Origin of the sequence: Pseudomonas sp. (assembly GCF_030147005.1) — a bacterium.
Lineage (GTDB): Bacteria > Pseudomonadota > Gammaproteobacteria > Pseudomonadales > Pseudomonadaceae > Aquipseudomonas.
The window spans coordinates 26,577-42,537 of the sequence record NZ_JASLAW010000066.1 but is presented as its reverse complement, the minus strand read 5'-3'; the positions used below and the strand labels follow the sequence as shown (position 1 = coordinate 42,537).

The window sequence follows — 15,961 nt, the reverse complement described above, 5'->3', positions numbered from 1 at the left end:
AGTTAAGCGCTAAAGCAGAAAAACCTGCGACCTGTGGCGAGGGAGCTTGCTCCCGTTGGGGCGCGAAGCGGCCCCAAAAATGGGAATGATACGCAGTCCAGCGGGAGCAAGCTCCCTCGCCACAGGGACCGGTTCTGTCTTAACTGACTGGCATTAGGGCAAGCCCTCGATCAGCGTAGGTATCTACACCTCTTTTGGTACGGCGCTGTACCTGTGGCGAGGGAGCTTGCTCCCGTCGGACTGCGTAGCAGTCCCATTGTTTTAAACAACGTACGGGGCCGCTTCGCGGCCCAGCGGGAGCAAGCTCCCTCGCCACGGTTAACGGCTTTGTCTTAACTGACGGGTCATCAGGGCTTGCCCCCTCCCACATGTTGATCGGGGTTTAGCTTGAGGTTTTCACAAAGCCTGGCTTGAGTCCGAATACGCGGACAGCAAACGACCCTCCCGCAGCGCCAGGCGCATGGCCAGCTGCGCATCCACGGTGCTGCCGATGAAGTTGGCATTGACGGTGCGGCCATTGAACACGATGGGGCCGCTGAACAAGCTGAGCGCGCCGATATGTGCAATGCCCCGGCACGGCCTGGCGCACCGCTTCCAGGTCGAGCTGGGTGCGCATCGGTACGTTGCGGGTACCTTTTGGCGCAAATTGGGCGATCAGCGTGTCGGTGCCCATGTCCTTGAAAATCATCGTGGCGTCCGTTGCGGCGTCATGGCCGATATTGATCAGCGCCACCACCGACGAACAGCCGATCACGATGCCCAGTAGGCCAGCACCGAGCGTTTGCACAAGGTGCGCAGACTGATCAGCGCTTCATGCAGCAGTTGGCTCAGGCGTTGCTCGACGCGCAGGCTTATAGGCGCCCGGCCTCGTGCACCACACTATTGCGCACCAGGATCTTGCGTCCCAGCCGCTCGGCGATCTGTTTGAATAGTGACCGCGTTCAACCCGCTGCGCCAGCGGCGGATGTGGAGCGGTTGGATCGATTGAACCGACGTTTCACGTGCATCGAACAGTGCCGATAAAACCGTTGGCTGCGGTTGACACGTTCTTATGCTGAGGCTTTGGCTCATATGGCACGGGGTCATTACTTGCTTTCGAACCAAGGCCCCGGTATAAAAAATCAAATTATTTTTTAAAATAAAATTTCCCACCGTGGAACCCTTATGTTATGGCCGCGAAGAAACTCAGTGCTCCAAACATTACCAAGACTCGACTGCTGGATGCGACCGAGGCGCTCTTTACCAAGTACGGATATGACGCGCTTTTATTACGGCAGATTACCGAGCGCGCCGAGGCGAACCTGGCCGCTGTGAACTACCACTTCGGGGACAAGGATTCCCTGATGAAAACCCTGCTCATGCAACGCCTCGAGCCGCTCAACGAGCAGCGCCTGGAATTGTTGGCGCGCTGCGAAGCCGAAGCCGACGGCCCGCTTAACTGCGACACATTGCTGGGCGTGCTGTTCGCCCCCGCCATGGGCCTGGAGTGCAATGACCCGGCCAGTGGGGAGGGGCGTTCATTCATCCGTTTTCTCGGCCGTGTGTACAGCGACACCTCGCCGTTTATCCAGGAATACCTCAAGGTGCATTACCAGCCGGTGTTCCAGCGGTTTTTCGAAGCCTTTGCCCTGGCGTTGCCGGATTTGCCGCGCGATGAATTGGGCGTGCGCCTGCAATTTGCGCTCAAAGCGATTTCCGGGGTGATGGCCGGCACCGAATTGCGCCTGTTGATGAACTCCAGGAGGCTGGGCCGCCCGGCCACCGACGCCGAGGTGATGGCCAAGCTGATTACCTTGGTGTCGGCGGCGATTCGCGTGCCGCAACAAAGTCTTGAAGCTGAAACGGCGTTGGCCAAAGTGCTGGATACCCAGCGGGCTATTCGTGAACAGGCCACACGCTGAATACGATCGCTTTTAGGCGCGAGCTCGCTCCTATAACCGGGGCGTTGCAATAGCTAAAAAGCAGACAAAAAAAAGCCCGCTGGGGCGGCGGGCTTGATGTGCAACGTTTGTAACGGATGAGGCTTCACCCTACGTCTTGGGATGTGAATAAATCGTGAAAAATATGTAAGAGAAACTGTGATTGGTTCTACGGCTTACGAGTATGTAGCTAGAAGGTTTGTTGCCGCTGGTCAGAACTGTCAATTCTCACAGGTGACTGATTGTGGAGCAGAAGGCTTTATTTCCCTGGCGATTTGCGCCCAGGAGAAAAACGATGCCGACCAAGCCCGTCAGTAAAAAAATAACGTTCAAGCCAAGGCCAAGAAAAAAACAACCCCCACGGATAAAGCCAAGAAAGCTAGAACACCGTCACCCCCAGTCCCTCCTGTAGTGAATCAGGATCTGGACTCCCCCTATCCTGTGCCCAATCAGGTCTTTCCGGTCTTGGGGGCGGCCTACGGGATTGGTCATCGTCATATCAAAGATGGTTTGACCTATAGCTTCGAACGTTGGACCAATTGTAACGTTGGTGACACCTATCATGTGTGGATGAACGGCATACACATGAAAGAGGGAAAAGTTACTGCTGCCAATAAAGATGAGCCGCGTTTCTCCCTAGTGATCCCCAGAACGAATCTCTTGTACCAGTTTGTCAGTAATGTTTATGGCGAAGTCATCCGGGTTGGTCCGGGAACAAAAAGCACTTCGGTACCGCAGCGCATTCTCATTCTGCACACATTGCCCGGTGGAGTAAGCAATTTCGATGGCTCCTACCATCGTGGCTTGACATTTACGCTCTCCGATACCTATGTCGATTCTGTGGTTGCGGTGCGGGGGGTGAGATGCACGATCCATAAGTGGGAAAACATGCGGGTCAATGACCTGGTGATGTTCTTCTGGGGAGTGTATCGCTATGAATTGCCGCCCCTGCGGCATGATCAAGTGGGTTTCGACCTGACGTTCACCATCGAACCTGCTTTTCTGAATGCAGCAGGCAGCGGCCATTTTGTCGTGCGCTTCTTCTTGTATGACGAAGTGCTGGATGAGTCCGGGCCTTACCAGCTATGGAGCAAGCCGATTCCTGTCAACGCTAACCTTAATCTTACGTTGCTGGAGGAACCTGATATTGTCCAGGCCGATCCGGCGACACTGCTCTTGGAAGCCGATGAGTTACATGGTGCACCTGCCACAGGCTCAGTGTTGATTCGCAGAAATGACCTGAACTTTGTCAGTGGTGATTTCCTTATCTGGAAAGTAGAAGGCATCACGCTGGATGGTGAGGCTGTTTCCTATGGCTTGCGTATTGAAGTCGTCTTGAGCAGCTACAATGAAGTCCCTATTCCCAATGCAATTATCCGTTCACTGATCCAGAGCAGCCTGAAGATTTCCTACGTTCGCGAGCGAGGTCCGCTGGAATCCAGGCCAACCGTCTATGCGGTCGCCGGCGTCCGCTATACCTTGCCTCAACCCGACGTCGTCCAGGCACACGGCCCATTTGTCGAGCCAGACTTGGCTTATATCACTGCGGCGATGCCCGATTACACCCCCCCTGGCAATTCAGGGGATGATTTGCAAGTCAATATCGTGGGTGATTATCTGGACGGCAGCGTCGAACGCGTATTCAGCAATCGGGCAGCAGGGACTCATCCCCGGTTCCGTGATTTCTTCAACGCTGACTACGCGCGATTTGAAGGGCTGCTCCGAACCCGTGTGTATTACATCGTCACGGGGCCGGTAAATATACGTGAATCCGAACGTCGATATATTCAGGTCGGGCGTCCGGGACGCACTTTGAACGCACCGCGTATTCAGGAAGCGGATTCCACCAACAATATCAATCCGGACAGCCTTGGCAGCGTTGCATCCTTTGAAGCTCGTGCAGAGTTCAGGGCTGGCGATGAAGTCATTATCAAGTTCGTGGGTTCGGTAACGGGCACAACTTTTTCTCTTCCTTATGTGCTGGTCTCGAATTCCAATCCGTTACTTATTGATGTTTCTAAACAGCTGATTGAGCACAACAAAAATGGCACGCTCACTGTCAGTTATGTGCGCAAGCGATTTGCCGTTGATGAGCTGTCCGGGGAAGTCACATACACCGTCGGTAAGCCTTTAGGCATGCTGTCGCTGCCTGAGGTTCTTGAGGCAACAACCGGGCCGGATGAACTCGATCCATGGGGGGTAGCAGATACGGGAGCTACCGTGCGGTGTCGCTATAATGAGCCCAAAGACGGCGACATTGTGGAGGTCTGCTGGCGGGGACTGGCGGGTGGCGGCACACACTTTGAAGCCAGGGATGCCCACAGCGGAGATGCTTACGTCGATGTGACCGTTCCACCCGAAGTGATTGGCTTCAGTATTCATCCATCAGGACGGGATATCGACATATCATTTACGGTGGTGCGCAATGGGTTTCCCACCGACTCACCGATCCTTACCCTGAACTTGCTGACCCTGAGTCATGCGCCTGGGGCCACGATCGACAGCATTGGCGAAAGCGCCGTTCTCGAAATACCCAAGTTGGATGACCTTGATCAGACGCGCGTGCCTCCTTGGCCTTACATTGCACTTCAACAAAAGATGTATAAAAGGTATCGCGGAACATTTAAAAATGATGAGGAATATTTTGAGGAGACATTTGGAGGTCGTAACGTATCAGACAACGATGTAAACGTCGGGCCTTCTTCCTATACGCCAGTGGGCAGATTGCGTAACTTGAAGGAATGGACGCCTTTAACCATCGAATTCGGTGTGACATTCAATCACAGCAACAATCCCGGGGATATAGTCTGGTTCGAAACTCGTCATTATATGGTCCAAACCGAATCCAATATTTTCCCCCATCCGCAGATCAAGTATTCGACTCCCCCGGAGGGGCCTGAAGTCATCATCAGCCCAATCACTGTTGAAAATAAATGCCAGGTGCTGGTGACCTATCCGAATATGAACCAGGGTGGGGAAGATCTGATTACGCTGTTCTTGATCGACTCGCAGGGGACCTCGATTGAAGTGGGTACGCTGTCTGGGCTTGACGGTGGCACAGTGACGTTCAATATCAACAATGATTTGATTGGAGCGGCCATTAACACCACGATTCAGTTTCAGTATGAGGTGGTACTGGGCCGTGGTGGGCAAGGTTCGTCAGAGGTGCAGATAGTGCATGTCCAGGCGATTGCACTGTCCAGTCTGCCAAGAGCCTTTATCAACAATATTGGAAATGGTGGCACCATAAACTCGGCTAACCTTAGCGGCAATGCCGTGCTGAGAATGGGCAAGTGGCCGTATAGTCAGGAAGGGCATATTGCCTGGTTGACCGTGGCGGCCCCCGGTGCGACCACGCAGCAACTGCTGTTCGAACACCGCGTTACCGCCAGTGAGGCCGCCAATGGTTTTGTAAACCTCACGGTGCTGCGCAATTGGCTGATGTCCGTGCCAAATAATGGCACGATTACTATTACGCCCCATGTCAACTTCAATAAGGAGGTTGACAAGCCCAAGGCGTTGGCTTTCCCGCAGACGCAATACCGGATCGTGCATACCACGGCGTTGGTATTTAACCAGGCGACGGTTTATCTGAACAAGAAAACGTATCTTATAGATGGATATCCAAATGTGCTGCCGGCTTTCGGTCCGGGTAACCAGATTCAATACACGGCATCCGGGGGAACGCTGCCATATACCTACTCAAGCTCCAATAGCAATGTCGCCAACGTCACCAGCAACTCGGGGTTGGTCACCGTGCGGGGCAATGGAACTGCCTATATCAGCGTGCGTGACTCGTCAGTCCCCGCACAGACCCGCAATTACGCTGTTGTTGTCAGTAATGTGATCCGCTGTCTTAATCTGGGTAATGGGACTATTCCCACTAACCGAGCGGCCGCTGCCAACGCAGGGAGGCGCCTTCCCAGTCTGGATGAGGCCCGAGAGATTCATGCTGCGTATGGTAGTAGATGGCCGCTAGGGGGAGGGTACTATGATTGCACGTCGACATTCTCCCATTCAGCATTGTTTAGTAATTACTACTATGTCATCAACGTCAAAAACGGTGCGGTATCAACAGAAAAAGATCACATCCTTGGTGGTTATAGCAATGCTATCGGGCTTGCCTAGGTAGAGGCTTGCGGTCATTAAAGCTTAACGGGAGAGGTTCACGGTGGAACCCCTCCCGTGTTTATCCAAGAACTGTTGGCTCGCATGCAGTCGAGTATGCTTCAGATACGCCAGCGCGCTGACGTTTTTGCCAGCCGCCCGCGCATCGCATCCACATTTGCGGCCAATTGCAGCGTTAATAACCGGTACCCATCCAGCGCACTGTAGATCGGTGCATCCAGCACAGGCGCATTGCCTGGTGGATGGCCGCTGCGCTCCAACCGCTCCGTCATCCCCGACTTCAACGCCCGCGCCATCCCCACCAACTGCACCCGAATCTGCCGATGCTCGGCCTTGAGCATTACCTGCATGCGTGCCGTGGCTTGCTCATCGCGCGGGTCCGGCCGGGTGTTGCCGAGAATCTCCAGGGTGCTGATGCACATGCGCAGGTGCCGCTGGAGTTTGTCCAGCTCGGTCATTGAAATCCGCACTTCCTTGGACACCGATGGCATCAGCGAGCGCAGTTGCAGCATTGCCGCATTCAAGCGGTTGAGCAGTTTGAGGTGTTCATCGTCGGTGACCGATTGGCCATTGATGATCCGGCCATAGATCGCCGCACAGTCGCGCAGCGCGCTGGCCAGGTTGTAACGCCACGAGTACACCGCATACAGCGGCAGGGCGAAGGAAAACGCCAGGGCCAGTGCAATGCCGATGAGGATGTCTACGGTGCGCCACAGCCCGTCCGAGATTGGGTTGTCACCGTGCCCGGCAACGATAAACACCGTGATCGCCGACAGCAGCGCGATATAACCGCCCTTGCCGATGGCGTGGTAGGAAAAGAACCCGCACATCGCTGACATCAACAAATAGGTAAGCACCGGCCAACCGAGCCAGGCGTGTTGCAGCACCACCAGCAAGCCGACGCTGGCGCCGATCAACGTGCCGTAGGCGCGCTCCACGGCTTTCTTGCCGATATTGCCGTGGTGCTGCAACCCGCCAATCACGATCAGCATGGTCACCGACGCCCACTCACCGTGGGGCAGGTTGAGGCCGGTGGTCAGCAGGATCGTCGCCAGCAAGCCGATGGACACGCGTACGGCATGGATCAGCTTGGCATGGCGATAGCGCCGGTACGGGTCGAGCAGCGGGCGCAGCAGGCGCCGGGCAAAGAGGGGCAAATTCATCGTTGGTAAAGTGGCCTCAATTGTATGAATGTGCATGATCAGATGTGGGAGCGGGCTTGCTCGCGAGCGCGGTGTGTCAGTGACAGATGTACTGGCTGACCCACTGCATTCGCGAGCAAGCCCGCTCCCACATTCTGCTCTGCGGTGTTCTTAAAAGATGTAGTCGGTGCTGATGAAGTTTGAATCACGATTGCGCAGGATGTCGCCGAGCAGCGCCTTGTTGCCCTCCTGGAATTTGGTCGCCACCAGGGTGCGGATCGAGAACACGCGCAGCGCGTCATGTACCGACAACGTACCCTCGGCCGAGTTCTTGCGCCCGTTGAAGGGGAAGGTGTCCGGCCCGCGTTGGCATTGGGCGTTGATATTGATCCGCCCGACCTGGTTGGCGAAGGTATCCACCAGCCGTCCGATCTCCACGGCGTTGGTGCCGAACAGACTCAATTGCTGGCCGAAGTCCGAGTCCAGTACGTAATCGATCACCGTCGCCAGGTCACGGTAGGGCACGATCGGCACCACCGGGCCGAATTGCTCTTCGTGGTACACGCGCATCTGCGGGTTCACCGGGTACAGCACCGCCGGGTAGAAGAATGAGCCACGGCTCGTACCGCCGTTGGCATTCACCACCTGGGCACCGTGCCGTGCGGCATCGGCCACCAGATCGTTGAGGTAATCCACCTTGCCCACTTCCGGCAACGGCGTCAGCGCCACGCCGTCGTCCCAGGGCATGCCGGGTTTCAATGTCGCCAGCCTGGCGTTGAATTTTTCAATAAAACCGTCAACCACATCCTCATGCACGAACAGGATCTTCAACGCGGTGCAGCGTTGGCCATTGAACGACAGCGAGCCGGTGAGCGCTTCGCTCACCGCGTTATCGAGGTCGACCTCGGGCAGCACGATGCCTGGGTTTTTTGCATCCAGGCCCAATGCGGCGCGCAGGCGGTGGGGTTTGGGGTGCAGTTTTTTCAGGTCGCTGGCGGCCTTGTTGGTGCCGATGAACGCAAAAATATCGATCTTGCCGCTGGCCATCAGCGCGCTGACGGTTTCGCGGCCGCTGCCGTAGATAACGTTGATCACCCCGGCCGGGAAACTGTCGCGGAACGCCTCCAGCAACGGGCGGACCAACAGCACGCCGAGCTTGGCCGGCTTGAATACCACCGTATTGCCCATGATCAGCGCCGGGATCAGCGTGGTGAAGGTCTCGTTCAGCGGATAGTTGTAAGGCCCCATGCACAGCGCCACGCCCAGAGGCACGCGGCGGATTTGGCCAAGGGTGTCCTGCTCCAGCTCGAAGCGGCTGCTGCGCCGGTCAAGTTCCTTGAGAGCGTTGACGGTGTCGGTGATGTAGTCGCAGGTACGGTCGAACTCTTTCTGTGAGTCCTTGAGGTTCTTGCCGATCTCCCACATCAGCAGCTTGACCACCGCGTCGCGCTGTTCGCGCATGCGCCGCAGGAATGCTTCCACATGCCGGATGCGGTCGGCCACGCGCATTGTCGGCCATTCACCCTGGCCACGATCATACGCGCGCACGGCGGCATCCAGAGCGGTGAGGGCGGTCTCGGCATCCAGCAATGGCGTGCTGCCGATGTGCACGCGCTCGTCGCCCAGCTGCACGGGGCTTTGCACGCGGGCCAGCGGGCCATTCCACACCCGCAACTGGCCGTCGACCAGGTAATCACGCTGTTCAATCGGCGCCGCTAAGCGAAACTGTTCGGGAATTTCTGCGGTGGAGGCGGGAAACAGCTGGGCGAGCAGGTTGCTGGTGGTCATGTCGCTACCCCTGGAATAGTTGCAAAACATGACTAGAGAGTCACCCATACGAGGGCTCTGTGGCAAGGCTTGCGCGCTTTCCTCTGCGCATTCCGGGTGCTTCGAGATAAACTGCGCGGCTTTCTTGAAGGAGTTCACATGAGTCAGTACCAGCCGGGCATTCTTGCCGCACCGGTGCCGTTGCAGGCACGCCATCTCTTTTTTGCCATCGAGTCCCTGGACGCTTTGCCCGCTGCGCTGGACGCGCTGGTGCAGTTGACCGATTCGGCGGCGGTGGTCGGTTTCGGTGAGCCGCTGGTAAACGCATTGGGCGCAGACATCGAAGGGCTGCGCAGTTTCACGGCCATCAGCGGCCCGGGCGCGCACAACCCGGCCACTCAACAGTCCCTGTGGGTATGGCTGCATGGCACGGACCGCGGTGAACTGTTGCTGCGCAGCCGCGCGTTCGAAAAAGCCCTGGCGCCGGCATTGCGCTTGGTACAAATGACCGAAGGCTTTCGCTACAAGACCGGTTTCGACCTGACCGACTACGAAGACGGCACCGAGAACCCCCACGACGACGCGGCCGTCGAAGCGGCCTTCACGAACAGCGGTGCCAGCTTCGCCGCCATCCAGCAATGGCAACACGACCTCGACGGTTTCGCTGCGCTACCCGCCCAGGAGCGCGACCACATCATCGGCCGTCGCCATGGCGACAATGAAGAACTCGACGACGCCCCCGCATTCGCCCACACCAAGCGTACCGCCCAGGAAAGCTTCACCCCGCAAGCCTTTGTGGTGCGTCGTTCGATGCCCTGGGCCGAAAACGGCCAGGCGGGGTTGATGTTTCTCGCGTTCGGGCATTCGCTGGATGCATTCGAAGCGCAACTGCGCCGCATGAGCGGGCTGGAAGACGGGATTGTCGATGGCCTGTACCGCGTCAGCACGCCGTTGACCGGTGGCTACTATTGGTGCCCGCCGTTGAGAGAAGGGCGCCTGGACCTGAGCGCGATCACACCGGCGACGCCTGCCTGAAGGTGCCTGCCTGCGCCACGCACACCCTGGAACTGACTTAAGGTCGCTGGCACATAACAGCGACCTCGGCACACTTTCAGGAGCACTCAACCATGCTGATCGCGAGCATTTGCGCCTCGCACGTCTCTGCAGGCAACCCACCGTGACCACGCTTCAAGTCAGCTATTGATCCGGGCCTGAACCGGCCTTGGCGAACATGAAAAGATTGACAGCCAACTTAATCGCCGCTGAAAAAAATCCGCACTGGCCGTAATCTAGGCGCCCTTGCCACCCGTGCGGATTGTTCATGTCTACTGTTGCCGATGGGCTGCCCCTCGATAAACGCTTGCCGGCCGTGATCGCCCTCTCCTTAGGGATCGGCATGGCGACCCTGGACACCGCTATCGTCAATACCGCCTTGCCCACGCTGGCGGACGGTATCGGCACCGACTCGGCGTCGGTGATCTGGGTGGTCAACGCCTACCAGTTGGCGATTATCGCGACGGTGCTGCCGTTTGCTTCGCTCAGCGATGTGCTGGGGCATCGTCGCGTGTATCTGGGCGGGCTGCTGCTGTTTATTGTCTCGTCGTTGTTGTGCGGGCTGGCCGATTCGCTGCTGACCCTGACTGCCGCACGGGTGGCGCAGGGCCTGGGGGCGGCGGCGCTGATGAGCGTCAACACCGCCTTGCTGCGGCATATCTACCCCGCAAAAATGCTCGGGCGAGGCCTGGGCTACAACTCGCTGGTGGTGGGGCTGGCGTTCACCCTGGGGCCCACGGCGGCATCGGCGATCCTGTCAGTAGCCAGCTGGCATTGGCTGTACCTGATCAACGTGCCATTGGGGCTGTTGGCCCTCGGCCTGGGCCTGCGCTCGTTACCCACGCTGCCGATCACCGGGCATGCCTTCGACCGGTTGGCGGCCTTGTTGTGTGCCGGGCTGTTCGCCTTGCTGGTGTTGGGTTTGGGCGCCGCCGTGCATGGCGCACAGGGCGCGTTGACCCTGGGCCTGATTGCGCTGGCGCTGGTGTTCGGCGCGTTGCTGCTGCGCCGCGAGGCCGGCCACCCGGCGCCGATGCTGGCGGTGGATTTGTTCAAGCGCCCGGTGTTTGCGTTGTCTTCGTTGACGGCGATCTGCGCCTTCAGCGCTCAGGGCCTGGCTTTTGTGGCGTTGCCGTTTCTGCTGCAGTCGGCGCTGGGCCACAGCCAAGTAGAAACCGGCTTTCTGATGACGCCTTGGCCCGCCGTGGTGGCGGTCATGGCCCTGATCGCAGGGCGCCTGGCGGATCGTGTATCACTGGGCCTGCTGTGCGGCATTGGGTTGTTGATGCTCAGCGTGGGCATGGCCACGTTGGCCACCTTGGGCGATGACGCCTCGGCCTTCGATATCGGCTGGCGCATGGCTTTGTGCGGCGCCGGCTTCGGCTTTTTCCAATCGCCTAACCTCAAAGCGTTGATGACCAGCGCGCCCTTGGCTCGCAGCGGTGGTGCCAGTGGCATCGTGGCGATCTCACGGTTGCTGGGGCAAACCCTGGGCGCATCGCTGGTAGCGTTGTGTTTTCACCTGTTTACGGACAGTGGCCCAGCCTGCGCATTGTGGCTGGGTTGCCTGTTCGCGCTGGCGGGGGCTGTCGCCAGTGGGTTGCGTTTATTGCCCTATAAGCGAACGGTTTAACGCCAGTCGCGGCGCGAAGATTTACCGCGCAAAGACACGCCGTGCTCACGGGTTTTTAAGGTGCTCCAGCCACGCCGGATCAAGGCGGGTTTGCTCGGTATCGATCCCCAGCGCCTGCATCCTGGCCTTGTGTGCGTCGACCTCACCCACCAGTTGCGCCTGGGCGCTGGAGTTGGCGTCCAATGCATGCATCTGGGTCAGCCCCAGGTGGTAGAACCGCAATACCTTGATAGCGATAGGGTCGCCGGCCTGTACCCGCTCGCTGACCTTGTGCATCACATTGGTCACGCTCATCAGGCTGCGCTTGAGCTGCCAGCCGTATACCGCCGATGCCAGCCACGACTGGCGCCAGAAGGGGCCGCGCACCAGGGCGACGGTGATCAGCACCCCGGCAAACACGCCACCGACATTGAAGCGAAAATTATCAGCGCCCGGTTCGCCGAACAGCCTCACCGCCAGGCTCGACAGCAACATGGCCAGGGCCAGGAACACGACGGCGACGATCAGCGTGCTGCGGCGGGTTTGTTGGCGGTAGAGCGCAGGGTCGCAGGGTTTGAGTTCGAACATTCGGGTCAGTCTCCAGCACGGGAGGGCATCTTCTCATGCTTCAGGCAATCAAGTTGAACGATGGCCAACGCGGGTTCCTCTAAATCCCTGAAGTCCCCATGAGGTAAGCCATCATGTCCGAACACAAGCAACCGCCGCCTGGCACGCCCGATCCCGATCGCACCCCTGGTGAAGAGGAGCGTGATAACGATGCACTGCGCCCCAACGACCCGGCGGAGCGTCAAGACAACGACAACGATGACGTGGAGCGGGTCGAACAAGACCTGGAAAACCTCCACGACAAAGCCCGCCCGCTGTAAGCAAGGAGGTCTTTTATGAGTAACCCCCCGAACGGCCCGCGTTCCGGCGAACACGCCAGCGGTAAGGATGAGTTGGGATTCGATCCCGATTCGCCCGACTTGGCCGATCCCCAGGTCGACCCCATCGGCCCGGCCATTGCGCCGCTGGACAAAGAGCGACTTGAGAAGCAAAAACAGCCGGAAAAAAAGCCGCCCTACGATCCGTTGGGCGACTTGAAGAAGTGAACCAAGCCCCGCATCAGTGCGGGGCTTTGTTTATTTTGGAGGGTTCCAGCTCACGTCAGTGATGCCATACTTTTCAGCCCAGGGCCGGGTGGTTTTTTTCACCTGCTCGTGCCCCACGCGGCCAACGCGGCTGACGTGCGCAATATCGGCATCGACGGCCGCCCAATGCCAGGCCTCGGTGCTGTTCATCACCTCGGCGCGCACTACGAAAGACTTGGGGTTACCGTGCAGCTGATAGCGGATGGTGTAGATTTTAGCGGTACTCATGTTGCCTCCCTGTCTTGTTATAGATGGATAGGCCGCCGCGCGTAAAGGTTCATTCAAAATGATAACTCGGACTGACGCACGGCCTGCTTCAGTGATTTGCCGCCGCTTCCCATTCTTTAAACAGGGTGTGGTCAGGGTAAATTGCGAAGAGTATTGATCTAGAGCCCTTGCTAAATCGTTTTTCCTCCATTTTGGTGCAAATTCGTCCGAACTTTTTGCAAAAGCCGAGGTTCGAACCGATTCCTGAATATTTTGCCCACCCAAAAATGGAGATGTAAACGATGTCCAAATTATTCGGAAAACTCTTCAAGAACGCCTCGTGGCTTGCCCTGGCGGCGGCGCCTGCCGTGGTGTTCGCTGCACCCTCCACCGACCCGATTTCCACCTTCGGCATCCTCGGTAGCTACAACGACTTCAAGCTCGAAGGCGGTAGCGAAAGCGACAAGGACCACATGCCCGAAGCTGGGCTGTTCTACAACTTCGGCAACAAGCTCACCGCCGAATCCGGCTTCATCTACCAGGCCGGTATCGAAGCCAAGTACGGTGAAAAAAGCGATAACAAACTCAAGGAAGGCCAGGCCGACCTCGACCTCGGCTGGCGCGCCGCGCTGGACGCGCGCAACTTTGTCGACGTGATCGTCGGCGGTGGCTACACCTGGACCCGCTACGAGCCGGACACCAACGGTTACGACCTGAAGCTCACCAACAAATCGCCGTTCGCCAAGGCGGCCCTGGGTTACAACCATCAGTTCGATGACATGACCCTGCGCCTTGAAGCCGGTGCCCGTCATACCATCGATGGCCGCGCCAAACTCAAGGTGGATGGCGTGGGCAGCGACAGCGTAGACCTCAAGGATCGCACCAACCCTTACGCCGAAGTCAGCCTGCTGATGAACCAGAAAGGCAACCTGCCGGTGATGGCGGGCCTGTACTACACCCGTACCGAATACAAGCTCGATGACGACTCCTATGTAGCCGACAACACCAAGCTCAAGCGTGATGAGTATGGTTTCAAGGTCGGTGTCGCGTTCTGAAGCCGTTGCACTGAAAAAACGCCCCGAACATTCGGGGCGTTTTTTTTGGGGCTGTTGCAGGTCAGCCCAGTGCGGCAAGTTGCGCCCGGTCTCGGGAAAACGCGCCACCAGCCGTATCAGCGTGACTGCCTGCGCATTTGGCTTGGCACGGTCTTGTTCCCGGTTCTCCAGAATGCGGGTGTTGGTACGCAGGTACATGGCGAATACCGACCGGGCAAGTTGCGCCACGGTCTCGGGAAAACGCGCGCCACCAGCCGTATCAACGTGACTGCCTGCGCATTTGGCTTTGGCACGGCCTTGTTCCCAGTTCTCCAGAGTGCGGGTGTTGGTACGCAGGTACATGGCGAATACCGACCGGGAAGGGTTGAGTGGCTGACGCACAGGCTCTCTGATGCCTTCCTCTGAAACGCAAAACGGCGCCCGAAGGCGCCGTTCTTTTTGCTGCATCAACCTAAGCGATCAAACGCCCAGCACCGCATGCTGCACCAGGGTGAGCAACGGTTGCGGGTACACACCCAGGAAGAACGCGAGCAGGGCGATGGCCAGCAGCATCACGCCGCCTGCCTTTTGTTCCCAATGCAGCTCGGCATCCACACGGCGCAGGTTCGGCTCGATCAGGTACAGGGTGACCATCACGCGCAGGTAGTAGAACACGCCAATGGCGCTGCCCAGTACCAGGGACGCTACCAACCACCACTCGTGAGCTTCGACGCCGGTGGCAACGATGTAGAACTTACCGATAAAGCCGGCCGTCAGCGGGATACCCGCCAGGGACAGCATCATCACGGTGAGCACGGCGGTCAGGTACGGACGGCGCCAGAACAGGCCGCGGTATTCGTACAGGGCGTCGGCGTCACGGCCTTTGTACGGCGACGACATCAGGGTGATTACGCCGAACGCGCCCAGGCTGGTGATCACGTAGGTGACCAGGTACACGCCGATCGCTTCCACGGCCAGGCCGTTGCTCGCCACCAGGGCGATCAGCAGATAGCCGAAGTGAGCGATGGAGGAGTAACCCAGCAGCCGCTTGAGGTTGTTCTGGGTCAGCGCCAGCAGGTTCCCGAACAGGATCGATGCGACGGCGATCACAGTCAGTACGTTGGTCAACACGCCGGTGTTGGCGGCAGGCGAGATCTGGAACAGACGCACCATCACTGCAAACACGGCCACTTTCGATGCAGTGGCCAGGAACGCGGCCACGGGCGCCGGGGCGCCTTCGTACACGTCCGGGGTCCACAGGTGGAACGGCACCAACGACAGCTTGAACGCCAGGCCGATCAGCATCATCGCCAGGCCCAGTTGGGCTATCGGCGCAGGGCTGTTGGTGGCGGCCAGCGCGTGACCAATACCGGTGAAGCTCAAGCTGCCGGCTTCGGCGTAGAGCAGAGCCATACCGAACAACAGGAACGCGGAACCGGCGGCCGACAGCACCATGTACTTGATGCCGGCTTCCAGGGAACGCTTGCTGAAGAAGGCATACGCCACCAGGCCGTAGGTCGGGATCGACAGCAGTTCCAGGCCGATGAACAAGCCGGCCAGGTGCTGCGCGCTGACCAGCACGATACCGCCGGCCGCAGCCAGCAGGATCAGCAGATACAGCTCTTCCTTGTTGCCCGGGTAGCCGGTGCCGCCTTCGCCAAGGTAAGCATGGGCGAGTGTGACGCAGGCCAGGGTCGCGACCAGGATCAGCGCGATGTACAGCAGCGCGAAGTCATCGACCATCATCAACGGCGTTACCGCCAATGGCGCGACCTTGAGGGCCGGGATGATCGACAGCAGGGCCAGGTTCAACCCGGCACAGGACAGCAGGAACGTTTGCGAGTGATTGCGGCGCCAGGCGATCGCCAGCATCACCACCACGATGGTGAGGCTGGTGATCAGCAGCGGCGCAAGCGCGATAAAGTGTTGGATCGTGAATTCCATAGCG

Annotated in this window: 12 protein-coding genes and 2 pseudogenes; 7 read left to right on the top strand and 7 right to left on the bottom strand. The window is 58.5% G+C overall.

Features of this window, described 5'->3' with window-relative positions; all coding sequences use genetic code 11:
• Positions 1-420: 420 nt before the first annotated feature.
• A pseudogene (locus Q1V60_RS06595) lies at positions 421-855 on the bottom strand (ABC transporter permease); the annotation flags it as partial.
• A gap of 314 nt (positions 856-1,169) precedes the next feature.
• Here Q1V60_RS06595 and Q1V60_RS06590 point away from each other — a divergent pair.
• A complete protein-coding gene (locus tag Q1V60_RS06590; protein ID WP_300628550.1) occupies positions 1,170-1,901 on the top strand; it encodes a TetR/AcrR family transcriptional regulator in 732 nt (243 codons plus the stop codon).
• Positions 1,902-2,330: 429 nt separating this feature from the next.
• Positions 2,331-6,047, top strand: coding sequence for a hypothetical protein (locus tag Q1V60_RS06585; RefSeq protein WP_300628549.1), 3,717 nt, complete (start codon positions 2,331-2,333; stop codon positions 6,045-6,047).
• Between the two features lie 101 nt (positions 6,048-6,148).
• On the opposite strand, the gene Q1V60_RS06580 is transcribed toward Q1V60_RS06585, so the two are convergent.
• Together Q1V60_RS06580 and Q1V60_RS06575 are read right to left on the bottom strand one after the other, a co-directional pair.
• Positions 6,149-7,210 (bottom strand): FUSC family protein, encoded by a 1,062-nt coding sequence (locus Q1V60_RS06580; RefSeq protein WP_300628548.1) that lies wholly within the window; start codon positions 7,208-7,210, stop codon positions 6,149-6,151.
• Positions 7,211-7,360: 150 nt separating this feature from the next.
• Complete coding sequence (locus Q1V60_RS06575) at positions 7,361-8,977, bottom strand: NADP-dependent glyceraldehyde-3-phosphate dehydrogenase (protein ID WP_300628546.1); 1,617 nt, start codon at positions 8,975-8,977, stop codon at positions 7,361-7,363.
• Positions 8,978-9,115: 138 nt separating this feature from the next.
• Between Q1V60_RS06575 and Q1V60_RS06570 the strand changes: the two genes are divergently transcribed.
• Both Q1V60_RS06570 and Q1V60_RS06565 read left to right on the top strand, forming a co-directional pair.
• Entirely contained in the window at positions 9,116-9,991 is an 876-nt protein-coding gene (locus tag Q1V60_RS06570; RefSeq protein WP_300628543.1) for a Dyp-type peroxidase, read from the top strand.
• Between the two features lie 286 nt (positions 9,992-10,277).
• Positions 10,278-11,642, top strand: coding sequence for an MFS transporter (locus tag Q1V60_RS06565; RefSeq protein ID WP_300628539.1), 1,365 nt, complete (start codon positions 10,278-10,280; stop codon positions 11,640-11,642).
• Between the two features lie 45 nt (positions 11,643-11,687).
• Here the strand turns inward: Q1V60_RS06565 and Q1V60_RS06560 are convergent, their stop codons facing one another.
• Complete coding sequence (locus Q1V60_RS06560; protein ID WP_300628537.1) at positions 11,688-12,209, bottom strand: DUF3087 family protein; 522 nt, start codon at positions 12,207-12,209, stop codon at positions 11,688-11,690.
• A gap of 113 nt (positions 12,210-12,322) precedes the next feature.
• Between Q1V60_RS06560 and Q1V60_RS06555 the strand changes: the two genes are divergently transcribed.
• A complete protein-coding gene (locus Q1V60_RS06555) occupies positions 12,323-12,508 on the top strand; it encodes a hypothetical protein (protein WP_300628534.1) in 186 nt (61 codons plus the stop codon).
• A 15-nt stretch (positions 12,509-12,523) separates the two neighbouring features.
• Entirely contained in the window at positions 12,524-12,733 is a 210-nt protein-coding gene (locus tag Q1V60_RS06550; protein ID WP_300628533.1) for a DUF6021 family protein, read from the top strand.
• Positions 12,734-12,763: 30 nt separating this feature from the next.
• Here the strand turns inward: Q1V60_RS06550 and Q1V60_RS06545 are convergent, their stop codons facing one another.
• Positions 12,764-13,000 (bottom strand): DUF6555 family protein, encoded by a 237-nt coding sequence (locus Q1V60_RS06545; RefSeq protein ID WP_300628532.1) that lies wholly within the window; start codon positions 12,998-13,000, stop codon positions 12,764-12,766.
• Between the two features lie 281 nt (positions 13,001-13,281).
• Here Q1V60_RS06545 and Q1V60_RS06540 point away from each other — a divergent pair, with 281 nt between their 5' ends.
• A complete protein-coding gene (locus Q1V60_RS06540) occupies positions 13,282-14,034 on the top strand; it encodes an outer membrane beta-barrel protein (RefSeq protein WP_300628531.1) in 753 nt (250 codons plus the stop codon).
• Between the two features lie 213 nt (positions 14,035-14,247).
• Here Q1V60_RS06540 and Q1V60_RS06535 read toward each other — a convergent pair.
• A pseudogene (locus Q1V60_RS06535) lies at positions 14,248-14,439 on the bottom strand (hypothetical protein); the annotation flags it as partial.
• Between the two features lie 54 nt (positions 14,440-14,493).
• Complete coding sequence (gene nuoN / locus Q1V60_RS06530; RefSeq protein ID WP_300628529.1) at positions 14,494-15,957, bottom strand: NADH-quinone oxidoreductase subunit NuoN; 1,464 nt, start codon at positions 15,955-15,957, stop codon at positions 14,494-14,496.
• Positions 15,958-15,961 lie beyond the last annotated feature (4 nt).